A 21832-nucleotide genomic window follows, 5' to 3' on the forward strand; every position below is an offset into this window, starting at 1 on the left:
GTGACAGCAGTTAATTCATTACGAATAAACAGTTTAATTTCTTTGAGCATCAAGCTTTTAATTGAAGAGTTTGATCATGGCTCAGATTGAACGCTGGCGGCAGGCTTAACACATGCAAGTCGAGCGGTAGCGGGAGGAAGCTTGCTTCCTCGCCGACGAGCGGCGGACGGGTGAGTAATGTCTGGGGATCTGCCTGATGGAGGGGGATAACTACTGGAAACGGTAGCTAATACCGCATAACGTCGCAAGACCAAAGTGGGGGACCTTCGGGCCTCATGCCATCAGATGAACCCAGATGGGATTAGCTAGTAGGTGAGGTAATGGCTCACCTAGGCGACGATCCCTAGCTGGTCTGAGAGGATGACCAGCCACACTGGAACTGAGACACGGTCCCAGACTCCTACGGGAGGCAGCAGTGGGGAATATTGCACAATGGGCGCAAGCCTGATGCAGCCATGCCGCGTGTATGAAGAAGGCCTTCGGGTTGTAAAGTACTTTCAGTAGGGAGGAAGGTGTGCGTGTTAATAGCACGTACAATTGACGTTACCTACAGAAGAAGCACCGGCTAACTCCGTGCCAGCAGCCGCGGTAATACGGAGGGTGCAAGCGTTAATCGGAATTACTGGGCGTAAAGCGCACGCAGGCGGTTTGTTAAGTTGGATGTGAAATCCCCGGGCTTAACCTGGGAACTGCATCCAAGACTGGCAAGCTAGAGTCTCGTAGAGGGAGGTAGAATTCCAGGTGTAGCGGTGAAATGCGTAGAGATCTGGAGGAATACCGGTGGCGAAGGCGGCCTCCTGGACGAAGACTGACGCTCAGGTGCGAAAGCGTGGGGAGCAAACAGGATTAGATACCCTGGTAGTCCACGCTGTAAACGATGTCGATTTGGAGGTTGTGCCCTTGAGGCGTGGCTTCCGAAGCTAACGCGTTAAATCGACCGCCTGGGGAGTACGGCCGCAAGGTTAAAACTCAAATGAATTGACGGGGGCCCGCACAAGCGGTGGAGCATGTGGTTTAATTCGATGCAACGCGAAGAACCTTACCTACTCTTGACATCCAGCGAATCCTGTAGAGATACGGGAGTGCCTTCGGGAACGCTGAGACAGGTGCTGCATGGCTGTCGTCAGCTCGTGTTGTGAAATGTTGGGTTAAGTCCCGCAACGAGCGCAACCCTTATCCTTTGTTGCCAGCGGTTCGGCCGGGAACTCAAAGGAGACTGCCAGTGATAAACTGGAGGAAGGTGGGGATGACGTCAAGTCATCATGGCCCTTACGAGTAGGGCTACACACGTGCTACAATGGCGTATACAAAGAGAAGCGACCTCGCGAGAGCAAGCGGACCTCATAAAGTACGTCGTAGTCCGGATTGGAGTCTGCAACTCGACTCCATGAAGTCGGAATCGCTAGTAATCGTGGATCAGAATGCCACGGTGAATACGTTCCCGGGCCTTGTACACACCGCCCGTCACACCATGGGAGTGGGTTGCAAAAGAAGTAGGTAGCTTAACCTTCGGGAGGGCGCTTACCACTTTGTGATTCATGACTGGGGTGAAGTCGTAACAAGGTAACCGTAGGGGAACCTGCGGTTGGATCACCTCCTTACCTGAAAATACGAAGTATTGTGTAGTGCTCACACAGATTGTCTGATAGATGTTCGAGCAAAGCGTCTGCGAAGTCGACCCAGTGTCCCCTTCGTCTAGAGGCCTAGGACACCGCCCTTTCACGGCGGTAACAGGGGTTCGAATCCCCTAGGGGACGCCATTTGCGGTATCGGGTGAAAGACGGTGCCAACAATATTGCAAAACGGACTTACGAGTCATGTTTGCAATATTTTGCTCTTTAACAATCTGGAACAAGCTGAAAATTCGAAAACAATCGAATTGCTTTTAACAAGTGATTCGAGAGTCTCTCAAATGCTTGCAGCACGAAGTGAAACACCTTCGGGTTGTGAGGTTAAGTGACTAAGCGTACACGGTGGATGCCTAGGCAGTCAGAGGCGATGAAGGACGTGCTAATCTGCGATAAGCGTCGGTGAGCTGATATGAAGCATTATTAGCCGGCGATGTCCGAATGGGGAAACCCAGTGCAATCCGTTGCACTATCGTTAAGTGAATACATAGCTTAACGAGGCGAACCAGGGGAACTGAAACATCTAAGTACCCTGAGGAAAAGAAATCAACCGAGATTCCCCTAGTAGCGGCGAGCGAACGGGGAAGAGCCCAGAACCTGAATCAGTTTGTGCATTAGTGGAAGCGTCTGGAAAGTCGCGCGATACCGGGTGATAGCCCCGTACACGAAGGTGCACAGCTGTGAGTTCGATGAGTAGGGCGGGACACGTGTTATCCTGTCTGAATATGGGGGGGACCATCCTCCAAGGCTAAATACTCCTGACTGACCGATAGTGAACCAGTACCGTGAGGGAAAGGCGAAAAGAACCCCGGCGAGGGGAGTGAAATAGAACCTGAAACCGTGTACGTACAAGCAGTGGGAGCATCCTTCGGGGTGTGACTGCGTACCTTTTGTATAATGGGTCAGCGACTTATATTTTGTAGCAAGGTTAACCGAATAGGGGAGCCGTAGGGAAACCGAGTCTTAACTGGGCGTCTAGTTGCAAGGTATAGACCCGAAACCCGGTGATCTAGCCATGGGCAGGTTGAAGGTTGGGTAACACTAACTGGAGGACCGAACCGACTAATGTTGAAAAATTAGCGGATGACTTGTGGCTGGGGGTGAAAGGCCAATCAAACCGGGAGATAGCTGGTTCTCCCCGAAAGCTATTTAGGTAGCGCCTCGTGAACTCATCTTCGGGGGTAGAGCACTGTTTCGGCTAGGGGGTCATCCCGACTTACCAACCCGATGCAAACTACGAATACCGAAGAATGTTATCACGGGAGACACACGGCGGGTGCTAACGTCCGTCGTGAAGAGGGAAACAACCCAGACCGCCAGCTAAGGTCCCAAAGTCATGGTTAAGTGGGAAACGATGTGGGAAGGCATAGACAGCCAGGATGTTGGCTTAGAAGCAGCCATCATTTAAAGAAAGCGTAATAGCTCACTGGTCGAGTCGGCCTGCGCGGAAGATGTAACGGGGCTAAACCATGCACCGAAGCTGCGGCAGCGACACTATGTGTTGTTGGGTAGGGGAGCGTTCTGTAAGCCTGTGAAGGTGGCCTGTGAGGGCTGCTGGAGGTATCAGAAGTGCGAATGCTGACATAAGTAACGATAAAGCGGGTGAAAAGCCCGCTCGCCGGAAGACCAAGGGTTCCTGTCCAACGTTAATCGGGGCAGGGTAAGTCGACCCCTAAGGCGAGGCCGAAAGGCGTAGTCGATGGGAAACAGGTTAATATTCCTGTACTTGGTGTTATTGCGAAGGGGGGACGGAGAAGGCTAGACCGGCCGGGCGACGGTTGTCCCGGTTTAAGCGTGTAGGTGTGATAACCTGGCAAATCCGGTTATCTTTAACACTGAGGCGTGATGACGAGGCACTACGGTGCTGAAGTGGTTAATGCCCTGCTTCCAGGAAAAGCCTCTAAGCTCTAGATAACACTGAATCGTACCCCAAACCGACACAGGTGGTCAGGTAGAGAATACCAAGGCGCTTGAGAGAACTCGGGTGAAGGAACTAGGCAAAATGGTGCCGTAACTTCGGGAGAAGGCACGCTGGCATGTAGGTGAAGTCCCTCGCGGATGGAGCCGAAGCCAGTCGAAGATACCAGCTGGCTGCAACTGTTTAATAAAAACACAGCACTCTGCAAACACGAAAGTGGACGTATAGGGTGTGACGCCTGCCCGGTGCTGGAAGGTTAATTGATGGGGTCAGCCGCAAGGCGAAGCTCTTGATCGAAGCCCCAGTAAACGGCGGCCGTAACTATAACGGTCCTAAGGTAGCGAAATTCCTTGTCGGGTAAGTTCCGACCTGCACGAATGGCGTAATGATGGCCAGGCTGTCTCCACCCGAGACTCAGTGAAATTGAACTCGCTGTGAAGATGCAGTGTACCCGCGGCAAGACGGAAAGACCCCGTGAACCTTTACTATAGCTTGACACTGAACATTGAACCTTGATGTGTAGGATAGGTGGGAGGCTTTGAAGTGTGGACGCCAGTCTGCATGGAGCCGACCTTGAAATACCACCCTTTAATGTTTGATGTTCTAACCTGGTCCCGTAATCCGGGATAGGGACAGTGTCTGGTGGGTAGTTTGACTGGGGCGGTCTCCTCCCAAAGAGTAACGGAGGAGCACGAAGGTTAGCTAATCCTGGTCGGACATCAGGAGGTTAGTGCAAAGGCATAAGCTAGCTTGACTGCGAGAGTGACGGCTCGAGCAGGTGCGAAAGCAGGTCTTAGTGATCCGGTGGTTCTGAATGGAAGGGCCATCGCTCAACGGATAAAAGGTACTCCGGGGATAACAGGCTGATACCGCCCAAGAGTTCATATCGACGGCGGTGTTTGGCACCTCGATGTCGGCTCATCACATCCTGGGGCTGAAGTAGGTCCCAAGGGTATGGCTGTTCGCCATTTAAAGTGGTACGCGAGCTGGGTTTAGAACGTCGTGAGACAGTTCGGTCCCTATCTGCCGTGGGCGTTGGAAGATTGAGAGGGGCTGCTCCTAGTACGAGAGGACCGGAGTGGACGCACCGCTGGTGTTCGGGTTGTGATGCCAATTGCATTGCCCGGTAGCTACGTGCGGAAGAGATAAGCGCTGAAAGCATCTAAGCGCGAAACTTGCCTCGAGATGAGTCTTCCCTTGGACCTTGAGTCCACTAAAGGAACGTTTAAGACTAAGACGTTGATAGGCTGGGTGTGTAAGCGTAGCGATACGTTGAGCTAACCAGTACTAATGATCCGTGAGGCTTAACCTTACAACACCGAAGGTGTTTTTAGAGAGACGAATTTAGCTTGTTCAAGATTGGAACCAATGGCCTTGATGGCGGTTGGTAAAACAGAATTTGCCTGGCGGCGATAGCGCGGTGGTCCCCACCTGACCCCATGCCGAACTCAGAAGTGAAACGCCGTAGCGCCGATGGTAGTGTGGGGTCTCCCCATGCGAGAGTAGGGAACTGCCAGGCATCCATTTCCAAAGATCATTGTTTAGTGATCTTTCGAAATGAGATAAAACTGCTAAATTAGCGGTTGACACTCACTGAGGAAAGCGTAACATACGCCACCTCGACTTGGTAAGGAACGCTTGCTAAGTCACTGCTCTTTAACAAATTATCAGACAATCTGTGTGGGCACTCGCAAGATTCGTATTAAGCATTCCTCGGAATGCCAAAATATTTAAAGTCTTGAAGAGTGACAGCAGTTAATTCATTACGAATAAACAGTTTAATTTCTTTGAGCATCAAGCTTTTAATTGAAGAGTTTGATCATGGCTCAGATTGAACGCTGGCGGCAGGCTTAACACATGCAAGTCGAGCGGTAGCGGGAGGAAGCTTGCTTCCTCGCCGACGAGCGGCGGACGGGTGAGTAATGTCTGGGGATCTGCCTGATGGAGGGGGATAACTACTGGAAACGGTAGCTAATACCGCATAACGTCGCAAGACCAAAGTGGGGGACCTTCGGGCCTCATGCCATCAGATGAACCCAGATGGGATTAGCTAGTAGGTGAGGTAATGGCTCACCTAGGCGACGATCCCTAGCTGGTCTGAGAGGATGACCAGCCACACTGGAACTGAGACACGGTCCAGACTCCTACGGGAGGCAGCAGTGGGGAATATTGCACAATGGGCGCAAGCCTGATGCAGCCATGCCGCGTGTATGAAGAAGGCCTTCGGGTTGTAAAGTACTTTCAGTAGGGAGGAAGGTGTGCGTGTTAATAGCACGTGCAATTGACGTTACCTACAGAAGAAGCACCGGCTAACTCCGTGCCAGCAGCCGCGGTAATACGGAGGGTGCAAGCGTTAATCGGAATTACTGGGCGTAAAGCGCACGCAGGCGGTTTGTTAAGTTGGATGTGAAATCCCCGGGCTTAACCTGGGAACTGCATCCAAGACTGGCAAGCTAGAGTCTCGTAGAGGGAGGTAGAATTCCAGGTGTAGCGGTGAAATGCGTAGAGATCTGGAGGAATACCGGTGGCGAAGGCGGCCTCCTGGACGAAGACTGACGCTCAGGTGCGAAAGCGTGGGGAGCAAACAGGATTAGATACCCTGGTAGTCCACGCTGTAAACGATGTCGATTTGGAGGTTGTGCCCTTGAGGCGTGGCTTCCGAAGCTAACGCGTTAAATCGACCGCCTGGGGAGTACGGCCGCAAGGTTAAAACTCAAATGAATTGACGGGGGCCCGCACAAGCGGTGGAGCATGTGGTTTAATTCGATGCAACGCGAAGAACCTTACCTACTCTTGACATCCAGCGAATCCTGTAGAGATACGGGAGTGCCTTCGGGAACGCTGAGACAGGTGCTGCATGGCTGTCGTCAGCTCGTGTTGTGAAATGTTGGGTTAAGTCCCGCAACGAGCGCAACCCTTATCCTTTGTTGCCAGCGGTTCGGCCGGGAACTCAAAGGAGACTGCCAGTGATAAACTGGAGGAAGGTGGGGATGACGTCAAGTCATCATGGCCCTTACGAGTAGGGCTACACACGTGCTACAATGGCGTATACAAAGAGAAGCGACCTCGCGAGAGCAAGCGGACCTCATAAAGTACGTCGTAGTCCGGATTGGAGTCTGCAACTCGACTCCATGAAGTCGGAATCGCTAGTAATCGTGGATCAGAATGCCACGGTGAATACGTTCCCGGGCCTTGTACACACCGCCCGTCACACCATGGGAGTGGGTTGCAAAAGAAGTAGGTAGCTTAACCTTCGGGAGGGCGCTTACCACTTTGTGATTCATGACTGGGGTGAAGTCGTAACAAGGTAACCGTAGGGGAACCTGCGGTTGGATCACCTCCTTACCTGAAAATACGAAGTATTGTGTAGTGCTCACACAGATTGTCTGATAGATGTTCGAGCAAAGCGTCTGCGAAGTCGACCCAGTGTCCCCTTCGTCTAGAGGCCTAGGACACCGCCCTTTCACGGCGGTAACAGGGGTTCGAATCCCCTAGGGGACGCCATTTGCGGTATCGGGTGAAAGACGGTGCCAACAATATTGCAAAACGGACTTACGAGTCATGTTTGCAATATTTTGCTCTTTAACAATCTGGAACAAGCTGAAAATTCGAAAACAATCGAATTGCTTTTAATAAAGTGATTCGAGAGTCTCTCAAATGCTTGCAGCACGAAGTGAAACATCTTCGGGTTGTGAGGTTAAGTGACTAAGCGTACACGGTGGATGCCTAGGCAGTCAGAGGCGATGAAGGACGTGCTAATCTGCGATAAGCGTCGGTGAGCTGATATGAAGCATTATTAGCCGGCGATGTCCGAATGGGGAAACCCAGTGCAATCCGTTGCACTATCGTTAAGTGAATACATAGCTTAACGAGGCGAACCAGGGGAACTGAAACATCTAAGTACCCTGAGGAAAAGAAATCAACCGAGATTCCCCTAGTAGCGGCGAGCGAACGGGGAAGAGCCCAGAACCTGAATCAGTTTGTGCATTAGTGGAAGCGTCTGGAAAGTCGCGCGATACCGGGTGATAGCCCCGTACACGAAGGTGCACAGCTGTGAGTTCGATGAGTAGGGCGGGACACGTGTTATCCTGTCTGAATATGGGGGGACCATCCTCCAAGGCTAAATACTCCTGACTGACCGATAGTGAACCAGTACCGTGAGGGAAAGGCGAAAAGAACCCCGGCGAGGGGAGTGAAATAGAACCTGAAACCGTGTACGTACAAGCAGTGGGAGCATCCTTCGGGGTGTGACTGCGTACCTTTTGTATAATGGGTCAGCGACTTATATTTTGTAGCAAGGTTAACCGAATAGGGGAGCCGTAGGGAAACCGAGTCTTAACTGGGCGTCTAGTTGCAAGGTATAGACCCGAAACCCGGTGATCTAGCCATGGGCAGGTTGAAGGTTGGGTAACACTAACTGGAGGACCGAACCGACTAATGTTGAAAAATTAGCGGATGACTTGTGGCTGGGGGTGAAAGGCCAATCAAACCGGGAGATAGCTGGTTCTCCCCGAAAGCTATTTAGGTAGCGCCTCGTGAACTCATCTTCGGGGGTAGAGCACTGTTTCGGCTAGGGGGTCATCCCGACTTACCAACCCGATGCAAACTACGAATACCGAAGAATGTTATCACGGGAGACACACGGCGGGTGCTAACGTCCGTCGTGAAGAGGGAAACAACCCAGACCGCCAGCTAAGGTCCCAAAGTCATGGTTAAGTGGGAAACGATGTGGGAAGGCACAGACAGCCAGGATGTTGGCTTAGAAGCAGCCATCATTTAAAGAAAGCGTAATAGCTCACTGGTCGAGTCGGCCTGCGCGGAAGATGTAACGGGGCTAAACCATGCACCGAAGCTGCGGCAGCGACACTATGTGTTGTTGGGTAGGGGAGCGTTCTGTAAGCCTGTGAAGGTGGCCTGTGAGGGCTGCTGGAGGTATCAGAAGTGCGAATGCTGACATAAGTAACGATAAAGCGGGTGAAAAGCCCGCTCGCCGGAAGACCAAGGGTTCCTGTCCAACGTTAATCGGGGCAGGGTAAGTCGACCCCTAAGGCGAGGCCGAAAGGCGTAGTCGATGGGAAACAGGTTAATATTCCTGTACTTGGTGTTATTGCGAAGGGGGGGACGGAGAAGGCTAGACCGGCCGGGCGACGGTTGTCCCGGTTTAAGCGTGTAGGTGTGATAACCTGGCAAATCCGGTTATCTTTAACACTGAGGCGTGATGACGAGGCACTACGGTGCTGAAGTGGTTAATGCCCTGCTTCCAGGAAAAGCCTCTAAGCTCTAGATAACACTGAATCGTACCCCAAACCGACACAGGTGGTCAGGTAGAGAATACCAAGGCGCTTGAGAGAACTCGGGTGAAGGAACTAGGCAAAATGGTGCCGTAACTTCGGGAGAAGGCACGCTGGCATGTAGGTGAAGTCCCTCGCGGATGGAGCTGAAGCCAGTCGAAGATACCAGCTGGCTGCAACTGTTTAATAAAAACACAGCACTCTGCAAACACGAAAGTGGACGTATAGGGTGTGACGCCTGCCCGGTGCTGGAAGGTTAATTGATGGGGTCAGCCGCAAGGCGAAGCTCTTGATCGAAGCCCCAGTAAACGGCGGCCGTAACTATAACGGCCCTAAGGTAGCGAAATTCCTTGTCGGGTAAGTTCCGACCTGCACGAATGGCGTAATGATGGCCAGGCTGTCTCCACCCGAGACTCAGTGAAATTGAACTCGCTGTGAAGATGCAGTGTACCCGCGGCAAGACGGAAAGACCCCGTGAACCTTTACTATAGCTTGACACTGAACATTGAACCTTGATGTGTAGGATAGGTGGGAGGCTTTGAAGTGTGGACGCCAGTCTGCATGGAGCCGACCTTGAAATACCACCCTTTAATGTTTGATGTTCTAACCTGGTCCCGTAATCCGGGATAGGGACAGTGTCTGGTGGGTAGTTTGACTGGGGCGGTCTCCTCCCAAAGAGTAACGGAGGAGCACGAAGGTTAGCTAATCCTGGTCGGACATCAGGAGGTTAGTGCAAAGGCATAAGCTAGCTTGACTGCGAGAGTGACGGCTCGAGCAGGTGCGAAAGCAGGTCTTAGTGATCCGGTGGTTCTGAATGGAAGGGCCATCGCTCAACGGATAAAAGGTACTCCGGGGATAACAGGCTGATACCGCCCAAGAGTTCATATCGACGGCGGTGTTTGGCACCTCGATGTCGGCTCATCACATCCTGGGGCTGAAGTAGGTCCCAAGGGTATGGCTGTTCGCCATTTAAAGTGGTACGCGAGCTGGGTTTAGAACGTCGTGAGACAGTTCGGTCCCTATCTGCCGTGGGCGTTGGAAGATTGAGAGGGGCTGCTCCTAGTACGAGAGGACCGGAGTGGACGCACCGCTGGTGTTCGGGTTGTGATGCCAATTGCATTGCCCGGTAGCTACGTGCGGAAGAGATAAGCGCTGAAAGCATCTAAGCGCGAAACTTGCCTCGAGATGAGTCTTCCCTTGGACCTTGAGTCCACTAAAGGAACGTTTAAGACTAAGACGTTGATAGGCTGGGTGTGTAAGCGTAGCGATACGTTGAGCTAACCAGTACTAATGATCCGTGAGGCTTAACCTTACAACACCGAAGGTGTTTTAGAGAGACGAATTTAGCTTGTTCAAGATTGGAACCAATGGCCTTGATGGCGGTTGGTAAAACAGAATTTGCCTGGCGGCGATAGCGCGGTGGTCCCACCTGACCCCATGCCGAACTCAGAAGTGAAACGCCGTAGCGCCGATGGTAGTGTGGGGTCTCCCCATGCGAGAGTAGGGAACTGCCAGGCATCCATTTCCAAAGATCATTGTTTAGTGATCTTTCGAAATGAGGTGAAACTGCTAAATTAGCGGTTGACACTCACTGAGGAAAGCGTAACATACGCCACCTCGACTTGGTAAGGAACACTTGCTAAGTCACTGCTCTTTAACAAATTATCAGACAATCTGTGTGGGCACTCGCAAGATTCGTATTAAGCATTCCTCGGAATGCCAAAATATTTAAAGTCTTGAAGAGTGACAGCAGTTAATTCATTACGAATAAACAGTTTAATTTCTTTGAGCATCAAGCTTTTAATTGAAGAGTTTGATCATGGCTCAGATTGAACGCTGGCGGCAGGCTTAACACATGCAAGTCGAGCGGTAGCAGGGAGAAAGCTTGCTTTCTCCGCTGACGAGCGGCGGACGGGTGAGTAATGTCTGGGGATCTGCCTGATGGAGGGGGATAACTACTGGAAACGGTAGCTAATACCGCATAACGTCGCAAGACCAAAGTGGGGGACCTTCGGGCCTCATGCCATCAGATGAACCCAGATGGGATTAGCTAGTAGGTGAGGTAATGGCTCACCTAGGCGACGATCCCTAGCTGGTCTGAGAGGATGACCAGCCACACTGGAACTGAGACACGGTCCAGACTCCTACGGGAGGCAGCAGTGGGGAATATTGCACAATGGGCGCAAGCCTGATGCAGCCATGCCGCGTGTATGAAGAAGGCCTTCGGGTTGTAAAGTACTTTCAGTAGGGAGGAAGGTGTGCGTGTTAATAGCACGTACAATTGACGTTACCTACAGAAGAAGCACCGGCTAACTCCGTGCCAGCAGCCGCGGTAATACGGAGGGTGCAAGCGTTAATCGGAATTACTGGGCGTAAAGCGCACGCAGGCGGTTTGTTAAGTTGGATGTGAAATCCCCGGGCTTAACCTGGGAACTGCATCCAAGACTGGCAAGCTAGAGTCTCGTAGAGGGAGGTAGAATTCCAGGTGTAGCGGTGAAATGCGTAGAGATCTGGAGGAATACCGGTGGCGAAGGCGGCCTCCTGGACGAAGACTGACGCTCAGGTGCGAAAGCGTGGGGAGCAAACAGGATTAGATACCCTGGTAGTCCACGCTGTAAACGATGTCGATTTGGAGGTTGTGCCCTTGAGGCGTGGCTTCCGAAGCTAACGCGTTAAATCGACCGCCTGGGGAGTACGGCCGCAAGGTTAAAACTCAAATGAATTGACGGGGGCCCGCACAAGCGGTGGAGCATGTGGTTTAATTCGATGCAACGCGAAGAACCTTACCTACTCTTGACATCCAGCGAATCCTGTAGAGATACGGGAGTGCCTTCGGGAACGCTGAGACAGGTGCTGCATGGCTGTCGTCAGCTCGTGTTGTGAAATGTTGGGTTAAGTCCCGCAACGAGCGCAACCCTTATCCTTTGTTGCCAGCGGTTCGGCCGGGAACTCAAAGGAGACTGCCAGTGATAAACTGGAGGAAGGTGGGGATGACGTCAAGTCATCATGGCCCTTACGAGTAGGGCTACACACGTGCTACAATGGCGTATACAAAGAGAAGCGACCTCGCGAGAGCAAGCGGACCTCATAAAGTACGTCGTAGTCCGGATTGGAGTCTGCAACTCGACTCCATGAAGTCGGAATCGCTAGTAATCGTGGATCAGAATGCCACGGTGAATACGTTCCCGGGCCTTGTACACACCGCCCGTCACACCATGGGAGTGGGTTGCAAAAGAAGTAGGTAGCTTAACCTTCGGGAGGGCGCTTACCACTTTGTGATTCATGACTGGGGTGAAGTCGTAACAAGGTAACCGTAGGGGAACCTGCGGTTGGATCACCTCCTTACCTGAAGATACGAAATATTGTGTAGTGCTCACACAGATTGTCTGGTAAATGTCAACGAGCAAATACCTTATGCAGGCTTGTAGCTCAGGTGGTTAGAGCGCACCCCTGATAAGGGTGAGGTCGGTGGTTCGAGTCCACTCAGGCCTACCAACTCCCTTCCTGGGTGAAGTGGAGCGGGTAATAAGGTATCGGCAGTAAAGTCATGGGGCTATAGCTCAGCTGGGAGAGCGCCTGCTTTGCACGCAGGAGGTCTGCGGTTCGATCCCGCATAGCTCCACCATATTTCAGAACATACTGAGAAATCAGCATGTTGTGAAATATTTTGCTCTTTAACAATCTGGAACAAGCTGAAAATTCGAAAACAATCGAATTGCTTTTAACAAGTGATTCGAGAGTCTCTCAAATGCTTACAGCACGAAGTGAAACACCTTCGGGTTGTGAGGTTAAGTGACTAAGCGTACACGGTGGATGCCTAGGCAGTCAGAGGCGATGAAGGACGTGCTAATCTGCGATAAGCGTCGGTGAGCTGATATGAAGCATTATTAGCCGGCGATGTCCGAATGGGGAAACCCAGTGCAATTCGTTGCACTATCGTTAAGTGAATACATAGCTTAACGAGGCGAACCAGGGGAACTGAAACATCTAAGTACCCTGAGGAAAAGAAATCAACCGAGATTCCCCTAGTAGCGGCGAGCGAACGGGGAAGAGCCCAGAACCTGAATCAGTTTGTGCATTAGTGGAAGCGTCTGGAAAGTCGCGCGATACCGGGTGATAGCCCCGTACACGAAGGTGCACAGCTGTGAGTTCGATGAGTAGGGCGGGACACGTGTTATCCTGTCTGAATATGGGGGGACCATCCTCCAAGGCTAAATACTCCTGACTGACCGATAGTGAACCAGTACCGTGAGGGAAAGGCGAAAAGAACCCCGGCGAGGGGAGTGAAATAGAACCTGAAACCGTGTACGTACAAGCAGTGGGAGCATCCTTCGGGGTGTGACTGCGTACCTTTTGTATAATGGGTCAGCGACTTATATTTTGTAGCAAGGTTAACCGAATAGGGGAGCCGTAGGGAAACCGAGTCTTAACTGGGCGTCTAGTTGCAAGGTATAGACCCGAAACCCGGTGATCTAGCCATGGGCAGGTTGAAGGTTGGGTAACACTAACTGGAGGACCGAACCGACTAATGTTGAAAAATTAGCGGATGACTTGTGGCTGGGGGTGAAAGGCCAATCAAACCGGGAGATAGCTGGTTCTCCCCGAAAGCTATTTAGGTAGCGCCTCGTGAACTCATCTTCGGGGGTAGAGCACTGTTTCGGCTAGGGGGTCATCCCGACTTACCAACCCGATGCAAACTACGAATACCGAAGAATGTTATCACGGGAGACACACGGCGGGTGCTAACGTCCGTCGTGAAGAGGGAAACAACCCAGACCGCCAGCTAAGGTCCCAAAGTCATGGTTAAGTGGGAAACGATGTGGGAAGGCATAGACAGCCAGGATGTTGGCTTAGAAGCAGCCATCATTTAAAGAAAGCGTAATAGCTCACTGGTCGAGTCGGCCTGCGCGGAAGATGTAACGGGGCTAAACCATGCACCGAAGCTGCGGCAGCGACACTATGTGTTGTTGGGTAGGGGAGCGTTCTGTAAGCCTGTGAAGGTGGCCTGTGAGGGCTGCTGGAGGTATCAGAAGTGCGAATGCTGACATAAGTAACGATAAAGCGGGTGAAAAGCCCGCTCGCCGGAAGACCAAGGGTTCCTGTCCAACGTTAATCGGGGCAGGGTAAGTCGACCCCTAAGGCGAGGCCGAAAGGCGTAGTCGATGGGAAACAGGTTAATATTCCTGTACTTGGTGTTATTGCGAAGGGGGGACGGAGAAGGCTAGACCGGCCGGGCGACGGTTGTCCCGGTTTAAGCGTGTAGGTGTGATGACCTGGCAAATCCGGTTATCTCTAACACTGAGGCGTGATGACGAGGCACTACGGTGCTGAAGTGGTTAATGCCCTGCTTCCAGGAAAAGCCTCTAAGCTCTAGATAACACTGAATCGTACCCCAAACCGACACAGGTGGTCAGGTAGAGAATACCAAGGCGCTTGAGAGAACTCGGGTGAAGGAACTAGGCAAAATGGTGCCGTAACTTCGGGAGAAGGCACGCTGGCATGTAGGTGAAGTCCCTCGCGGATGGAGCTGAAGCTAGTCGAAGATACCAGCTGGCTGCAACTGTTTAATAAAAACACAGCACTCTGCAAACACGAAAGTGGACGTATAGGGTGTGACGCCTGCCCGGTGCTGGAAGGTTAATTGATGGGGTCAGCCGCAAGGCGAAGCTCTTGATCGAAGCCCCAGTAAACGGCGGCCGTAACTATAACGGTCCTAAGGTAGCGAAATTCCTTGTCGGGTAAGTTCCGACCTGCACGAATGGCGTAATGATGGCCAGGCTGTCTCCACCCGAGACTCAGTGAAATTGAACTCGCTGTGAAGATGCAGTGTACCCGCGGCAAGACGGAAAGACCCCGTGAACCTTTACTATAGCTTGACACTGAACATTGAACCTTGATGTGTAGGATAGGTGGGAGGCTTTGAAGTGTGGACGCCAGTCTGCATGGAGCCGACCTTGAAATACCACCCTTTAATGTTTGATGTTCTAACCTGGTCCCGTAATCCGGGATAGGGACAGTGTCTGGTGGGTAGTTTGACTGGGGCGGTCTCCTCCCAAAGAGTAACGGAGGAGCACGAAGGTTAGCTAATCCTGGTCGGACATCAGGAGGTTAGTGCAAAGGCATAAGCTAGCTTGACTGCGAGAGTGACGGCTCGAGCAGGTGCGAAAGCAGGTCTTAGTGATCCGGTGGTTCTGAATGGAAGGGCCATCGCTCAACGGATAAAAGGTACTCCGGGGATAACAGGCTGATACCGCCCAAGAGTTCATATCGACGGCGGTGTTTGGCACCTCGATGTCGGCTCATCACATCCTGGGGCTGAAGTAGGCCCCAAGGGTATGGCTGTTCGCCATTTAAAGTGGTACGCGAGCTGGGTTTAGAACGTCGTGAGACAGTTCGGTCCCTATCTGCCGTGGGCGTTGGAAGATTGAGAGGGGCTGCTCCTAGTACGAGAGGACCGGAGTGGACGCACCGCTGGTGTTCGGGTTGTGATGCCAATTGCATTGCCCGGTAGCTACGTGCGGAAGAGATAAGCGCTGAAAGCATCTAAGCGCGAAACTTGCCTCGAGATGAGTCTTCCCTTGGACCTTGAGTCCACTAAAGGAACGTTTAAGACTAAGACGTTGATAGGCTGGGTGTGTAAGCGTAGCGATACGTTGAGCTAACCAGTACTAATGATCCGTGAGGCTTAACCTTACAACACCGAAGGTGTTTTTAGAGAGACGAATTTAGCTTGTTCAAGATTGGAACCAATGGCCTTGATGGCGGTTGGTAAAACAGAATTTGCCTGGCGGCGATAGCGCGGTGGTCCCACCTGACCCCATGCCGAACTCAGAAGTGAAACGCCGTAGCGCCGATGGTAGTGTGGGGTCTCCCCATGCGAGAGTAGGGAACTGCCAGGCATCAAATAGAGAAAAAGCCCCACGCTGATGCGTGGGGCTTTTTCTTTTTCTATCGTTTACTCTCTTGTCTTCGCTGACTGTATATCCCCTTTATTTTATCCTCCTTTTGTTGTGAATCACGCTATGGCGCAATGCTTTCACCGGAAAAGCGATTGACCGTCGGCCAGCCTTCTCGTTAAATGCTCCGATGCATCTCTGGGATCGATCGCCAGGCGTTTCGAATGCTGCGCGCTGTCTGTCTGCCTCGGGGCTAAAAGCTGCCATGGCGGCATTGATGCGCGAGTGATGATGCTCTCTTCCTCTCTGATTTGATGGTGCTTGGCGATGATAATTCAACGATTCTCTTGTGCTCTCGCGTTGTGCGCGGTGTCCTTCTCTCCTTTTACACAGGCCGCACAACCAGCGACGGAAGCGCAACGCGTCGCCGTAGCGGTGGAGCAGACCATCGTGCCATTGCTGCAACAGCAGCAGATCCCCGGCATGGCGGTGGCGGTGGTCTATCGAGGCAAATCCTACTACTACAACTATGGTGTTGCCGATCAGGCGACTCAGCGTGCGGTGACCCCACAGACATTGTTTGAATTAGGCTCGGTAAGTAAAACCTTTACTGGCGTTCTGGGCGGTTATGCCTTACAGCGAGGCGACATTCGCCTGCAAGATCGTGCGGCTACGCTTTGGCCGGCGCTAAGCGGTACGCAATGGCATAACATTACCCTCCAGCAATTGGCAACCTATACCGCGGGGGGATTACCGCTACAGGTGCCGGAGAGCGTGGGCGATAAGGCGCAACTGCTGGACTTCTATCAGCGTTGGCAACCCCAATGGGCCGCCGGAACGACGCGTTATTACTCTAATGCCAGTATCGGTCTGTTTGGTATGTTGGCGGTTCAGCCGAGCGGCTTGAGCTTTAGCCAGGCGATGGCGCGTTGGATCTTGCAGCCCCTGGCATTGCGCCATACCTATCTGAACGTTCCCGCCGCAGCCATGGCTAACTATGCTTGGGGTTACCGTGACGGTCATCCACTGCGTGTGACGCCGGGAGCGTTAGATGAGGAGGCCTATGGTATCAAATCAACCTCGCAGGACATGGCCAGCTGGCTACAGGCCAACATGGATCCCGCTCAGGTTAAAGATAAGACGTTGCGCCAAGCCCTAGACTTCGCGCAGTCGCGTTACTATCAGGCCGGTGCGTTATACCAGGGATTAGGTTGGGAGATGCTGAACTGGCCGCTGAACGCGCAGACGCTGATTGCTGATAGCGCGAATAGCGTCGCTTTACAGCCTCGCGTCGTGCGCTTGATTACCCCGCCGAGTGCGCCGCAGGCCGCCTCCTGGGTGCATAAGACCGGCTCGACGAATGGCTTTGGCGCGTATATCGCCTTTATTCCTCAGGCTCAGTTAGGCATCGTGATGCTAGCGAATAAAAACTATCCGAACCCGCAGCGAGTCCAAGCTGCCTACACCATTCTGCAACATCTCCAGTAATCCTCCCTTGTGCGGCGCTGTGGCGCCGCCTCTGGCCACTGAATGAAAATTTCTCACGGGCCTTACCCTGTACAAGCGGGATAAAACGGATTATTTTGGCTATCCAGATGTCTAAAAGTGAACATGGACCGTCTTTCATCACCGCTGGAGTGCACGCATGCCAATCAGGATCCCCGATGCCTTACCCGCCGTTAATTTTTTGCGTAATGAAAACGTCTTTGTCATGACGCACTCGCGTGCCGCAGGGCAGGAGATCCGCCCGTTGAAGGTGTTGTTGCTGAACCTGATGCCGAAGAAGATCGAGACAGAGAATCAATTTCTCCGTCTGTTATCGAACTCTCCACTGCAGATCGACATCCAATTACTACGCATCGATCGGCGTGAATCAAAAAATACGCCGAGCGAACATCTGAACAACTTCTATTGCGATTTTGAGGAGATTCAGCAGCAGAATTTCGATGGTTTGATCGTCACCGGTGCTCCATTGGGCTTGGTCGATTTTGGTGATGTCGCCTACTGGTCGCAAATCGCGCGGGTGATCGAATGGGCGCGATCCCATGTGACCTCGACGCTCTTCGTCTGCTGGGCGGTGCAGGCGGCGCTCAACGTGCTATATGGACTACCGAAGATGACACGCAGCGAGAAACTCTCCGGGGTTTACAGCCATCAGACGTTACACCCCTTAGCGTTGCTGACCCGCGGTTTCGATGAGGCTTTTTGGGCGCCACACTCGCGTTATGCCGATTTTCCGGCGTCGCTGATCCGCACGGAGACCGACCTGCAGATCTTTGCCGAGTCGGAACAGGCGGGCGCCTACCTGTTCGCCAGCGCCGATAAGCGTATGGTGTTCGTCACCGGTCATCCGGAATATGACCCCCATACGTTGGCTGATGAATATCAGCGTGATGTGAATGCTGGCCTGGCGCCAACGCTGCCGCTCAATTACTTTCCCCAGGATGACCCTACACGTACCCCCAGGGCGACCTGGCGCAGCCATGGACATCTGCTATTTACTAACTGGTTGAACTATTATGTTTACCAGATAACCCCTTATGATCTGCGCCAGATGAATCCAACCCTGGAGTAAGCCGCCGCTCCAGATGGCGCTCCATCGTCGCACTGCGTTGGGTGTCAGCGCCAGGCCGTCACGCGCCCTCCCGTTTGGGGATGGCGCATGGGCTAACATCCTCTTGATTTCTTTTCTTGGCCGTAATGCGTATAATCGCCGCCCTGATCCTGATGATTTGTTCACCAGACCCGCCTGTCTTACCAATACAAGAGTAGCGTCATGAGTAGTGTCAGCCTAATCCAACCGGAGCGCGATCTGTTCTCCTACACCCCTTATTGGGCCGAATGTTTCGGCACCGCACCGTTCTTACCGATGTCGCGTGAAGAGATGGATAAGCTGGGGTGGGACAGCTGCGACATTATCATCGTGACCGGTGATGCCTACGTGGATCATCCCAGCTTCGGTATGGCCATCGTCGGCCGTATGCTGGAAGCGCAAGGCTTCCGGGTCGGCATCATCGCGCAGCCGGACTGGACCAGTAAAACCGACTTTATGCGCCTGGGTAAGCCGAATCTCTTCTTCGGCGTGACCGCCGGCAACATGGACTCGATGATCAACCGCTATACCGCCGATCGCAAGCTACGTCATGACGATGCCTATACGCCGAATAACGAGGGGGGAAAGCGCCCGGATCGCGCCACCTTGGTTTATAGCCAGCGTTGTAAGGAGGCGTTCAGTGACGTGCCAGTGATCCTCGGGGGGATCGAGGCCAGCCTGCGCCGTGTGGCGCACTACGACTATTGGTCGGATACGGTGCGTCGCTCGGTCCTGGTGGATGCAAAGGCCGATATGCTGATGTATGGCAACGGGGAGCGCCCATTGGTCGAAGTCGCACACCGCTTAGCGGCAGGCGAACCGATCAGCAGCATCTGCGATGTGCGTAACACCGCCATCATGCGCAAGGAGCCGTTACCGGGGTGGAGCGGCGTCGATTCGACTCGCCTCGATACCCCAGGGCGGATTGAGCCGATCCCCAATCCCTACGGCGACGATCTGGCTTGTTCGCCCAAGCCGGTCGACGAGGCGGCGCCGATCACCGTGCGTGCGCCCAAGCCCAAACCCTGGGAAAAGACCTACGTTCTATTGCCCTCTTTCGAGAAGGTGAAAGGGGATAAGGTGATGTATGCCCACGCCTCGCGTATTCTGCATCATGAAACCAACCCCGGTTGCGCACGCGCCCTGATGCAGAAACATGGCGATCGCTATGTCTGGGTCAACCCACCGGCCATTCCGCTGAGTACCGAAGAGATGGATAGCGTCTATGCCCTGCCGTTTCAACGGGTACCGCATCCTGCCTACGGTAAGGCGCGTCTACCGGCCTATGACATGATCCGTTTTTCGGTCAACATCATGCGTGGCTGCTACGGCGGTTGTGCCTTCTGTTCGATCACCGAGCATGAGGGGCGCATCATTCAAAGCCGCTCCGAAGACTCCATCATTCGCGAGATCGAAGAGATCCGCGATAAGGTCCCGGGCTTTACCGGGATCATCTCCGATCTCGGCGGCCCGACCGCCAACATGTACATGCTGCGCTGCCAGTCGCCGCGCGCCGAACAGACCTGCCGCCGAGCCTCCTGTGTCTATCCGGATATCTGTCGTCACATGGATACCAATCACGAGCCGACGATTAAGCTCTATCGCCGTGCCCGCGATCTGGCCGGGGTGAAGAAGATCCTGATCGCCTCCGGTGTACGTTACGATCTGGCGGTGCAAGATCCGCGTTACATCAAGGAGCTGGCGACGCATCACGTCGGCGGTTATCTGAAGATCGCCCCGGAGCATACGGAAGAGGGGCCGTTGTCGAAGATGATGAAGCCGGGGATGAGCAGCTATTACCGCTTTAAGGAGCTATTCGATAGCTATTCGAAGCAGGCGGGCAAAGAGCAGTATCTGATCCCCTATTTCATCTCCGCGCATCCGGGAACACGCGACGAGGACATGGTGAACCTGGCGCTTTGGCTTAAGCAGCATCGTTTCCGCCTCGATCAGGTGCAAAACTTCTACCCATCGCCGCTGGCCAACTCGACCACCATGTACTACACCGGGAAGAACCCGCTCTCTAAGGTGGATTATAAGAGCGAAGAGGTGGTGGTGCCGAAGGGAGAACGCCAACGCCGTCTACATAAAGCGCTGTTACGTTATCATGATCCGGCGAACTGGCCGATGATCCGCGCCGCGCTGGAGGAGATGGGGCTGCAACATCTGATCGGTAATCGCCGCGAGTGCCTGGTCCCCGCACCGACGCTGGAGGAGCAGCGCGCCGCTCGCCGGGGTTATCAGCGCAACATGACGCCGGCGATGACGAAACACACCGGTGCGCCACGCCGTCCTGCCGCTAATGCTCAGAGCAGTAGTCGGCCGGCGAAGAGTGGGGCGGTGAAGGGAGCGGCGCAGCCCGCGTCGCGTTCGGGCGGGAAGGGGGACAATGGCCGTCCTGCTCGTCCAGAGGGGCGCAATACCCGTCGTCCTGCCGGGCAGAGCAAGAAGCCGCGCTAAAGGTCTCATGAGTGGCCCTGATGCATCGCATCAGGGCCATACTCATGCCCTACAGGCGCATATAGGTGGCGGGATCGGATCCCAGCCGCTTGCCGCACTCCAGACGGGCGATCTGTGCCAGTTCGCCCGCCTCCAGTTTAAAGTCAAATACGGCGATATTTTCCTTCAGACGCATCGCCGAGACGGTTTTCGGGATCACGATGCGCCCGCAATCCAGATGCCAACGAATGACAATCTGCGCCGGCGTCTTACCATACTTGGCCGCCAGGCGGCGAATCGGTTCGGCGTCAAACACGCCCTCTCCCCCCTGAGCCAAGGGGCTCCAGGCCTCGGTCGCAATACCGTGGCGGCGGTTCCAGGCTTGCAATGTCGCTTGCTGCATCAAGGGATGAAGTTCGATCTGATTGATGGCAGGTACCACACCGGTCTCATCCAGCAGGCGTTGGATATGCTCGGGATTGAAGTTACAGACTCCGATACTCTTGACCACGCCTTGGCGGCGCAGGGCGATCAGGTGGCGCCAGGCATGGACGAAGGTGTCCTGCAGCGCCATCGGCCAGTGGATGAGGTAGAGATCGACATACTCCAGACGTAGCTTATGTAGGCTCGCGTGCAGGGCGCGCTCAACCTCCAGATGGTCGGCATTCCACAGCTTCGTGGTGATGAACAGCGACTCACGCGCCAGGCCGCTCTGCTGCAATGCCTGGCCGACACCGCTTTCATTACCGTAGATCGCGGCTGTATCGATGGCGCGGTAACCGACGCGTAACGCCTCGCCGACGACGTCGCGCGCTAAGACATCGCTGACCTGCCAGACCCCTAATCCGAGTTGTGGGATGCGGTTGCCATCATTCAGCGTAATAGAGGGAGGGGTAGGCATGACGATCTCCAGTGTGGGTTGTATCGAAGAGGTACTCATCAGATTTTTACCTTAGCACACTCCCTATTATCGTGGATCGTCCGACTGGGTCGGCATGCGTAACGCGTGAGCCGGCTAGTATTTTTCTGTGATATAGGGTTATGTTATGGCTATCAGCCAAAAGGAG

At 53.5% G+C, this 21832-nt stretch carries 4 protein-coding genes, 4 tRNA genes and 9 rRNA genes; 16 read left to right on the top strand and 1 reads right to left on the bottom strand.

What is annotated here, in order from left to right:
* Positions 1-58: 58 nt before the first annotated feature.
* The 16 genes from DCL27_RS01635 to DCL27_RS01710 all read left to right on the top strand — a co-directional run bounded on the left by DCL27_RS01635 (position 59) and on the right by DCL27_RS01710 (position 20786).
* Positions 59-1601 (top strand): 16S ribosomal RNA (locus DCL27_RS01635).
* 83 nt (positions 1602-1684) lie between these two features.
* Positions 1685-1760 (top strand) — tRNA-Glu (locus DCL27_RS01640).
* A gap of 190 nt (positions 1761-1950) precedes the next feature.
* Positions 1951-4858, top strand: a 23S ribosomal RNA gene (locus DCL27_RS01645).
* Positions 4859-4948: 90 nt separating this feature from the next.
* Positions 4949-5065 (top strand): 5S ribosomal RNA (rrf, locus tag DCL27_RS01650).
* Positions 5066-5349: 284 nt separating this feature from the next.
* A 16S ribosomal RNA gene (locus DCL27_RS01655) occupies positions 5350-6891 on the top strand.
* An 83-nt stretch (positions 6892-6974) separates the two neighbouring features.
* Positions 6975-7050: transfer RNA gene (locus tag DCL27_RS01660), tRNA-Glu, on the top strand.
* A gap of 191 nt (positions 7051-7241) precedes the next feature.
* Positions 7242-10149: ribosomal RNA gene (locus DCL27_RS01665) — 23S ribosomal RNA — on the top strand.
* Positions 10150-10238: 89 nt separating this feature from the next.
* A 5S ribosomal RNA gene (rrf, locus tag DCL27_RS01670) occupies positions 10239-10354 on the top strand.
* A 284-nt stretch (positions 10355-10638) separates the two neighbouring features.
* Positions 10639-12182, top strand: a 16S ribosomal RNA gene (locus tag DCL27_RS01675).
* 73 nt (positions 12183-12255) lie between these two features.
* Positions 12256-12332 (top strand) — tRNA-Ile (locus DCL27_RS01680).
* Positions 12333-12386: 54 nt separating this feature from the next.
* Positions 12387-12462 (top strand) — tRNA-Ala (locus DCL27_RS01685).
* Between the two features lie 161 nt (positions 12463-12623).
* Positions 12624-15530, top strand: a 23S ribosomal RNA gene (locus DCL27_RS01690).
* Positions 15531-15620: 90 nt separating this feature from the next.
* A 5S ribosomal RNA gene (gene rrf, locus DCL27_RS01695) occupies positions 15621-15736 on the top strand.
* The 16S, 23S and 5S rRNA genes sit together here with 4 tRNA genes alongside, the layout of an rRNA operon.
* A 324-nt stretch (positions 15737-16060) precedes the next feature.
* Positions 16061-17221: a class C beta-lactamase gene (ampC, locus tag DCL27_RS01700; protein ID WP_005289704.1), complete on the top strand. Its 1161-nt coding sequence runs from the start codon at positions 16061-16063 to the stop codon at positions 17219-17221.
* Positions 17222-17378: 157 nt separating this feature from the next.
* Positions 17379-18308 (top strand): homoserine O-acetyltransferase MetA, encoded by a 930-nt coding sequence (gene metA / locus DCL27_RS01705; protein ID WP_035596983.1) that lies wholly within the window; start codon positions 17379-17381, stop codon positions 18306-18308.
* Positions 18309-18509: 201 nt separating this feature from the next.
* Positions 18510-20786: a YgiQ family radical SAM protein gene (locus DCL27_RS01710; protein WP_035596985.1), complete on the top strand. Its 2277-nt coding sequence runs from the start codon at positions 18510-18512 to the stop codon at positions 20784-20786.
* Positions 20787-20835: 49 nt separating this feature from the next.
* On the opposite strand, the gene dkgA is transcribed toward DCL27_RS01710, so the two are convergent.
* The gene (gene dkgA / locus DCL27_RS01715) at positions 20836-21666 is read right to left on the bottom strand and encodes a 2,5-didehydrogluconate reductase DkgA (RefSeq protein ID WP_035596986.1); all 831 of its coding nucleotides are present in this window, start codon (positions 21664-21666) and stop codon (positions 20836-20838) included.
* Between the last annotated feature and the right edge of the window lie 166 nt (positions 21667-21832).

The organism is Edwardsiella tarda ATCC 15947 = NBRC 105688, assembly GCF_003113495.2.
In the GTDB taxonomy this organism is placed as follows: Bacteria; Pseudomonadota; Gammaproteobacteria; order Enterobacterales; family Enterobacteriaceae; genus Edwardsiella; species Edwardsiella tarda.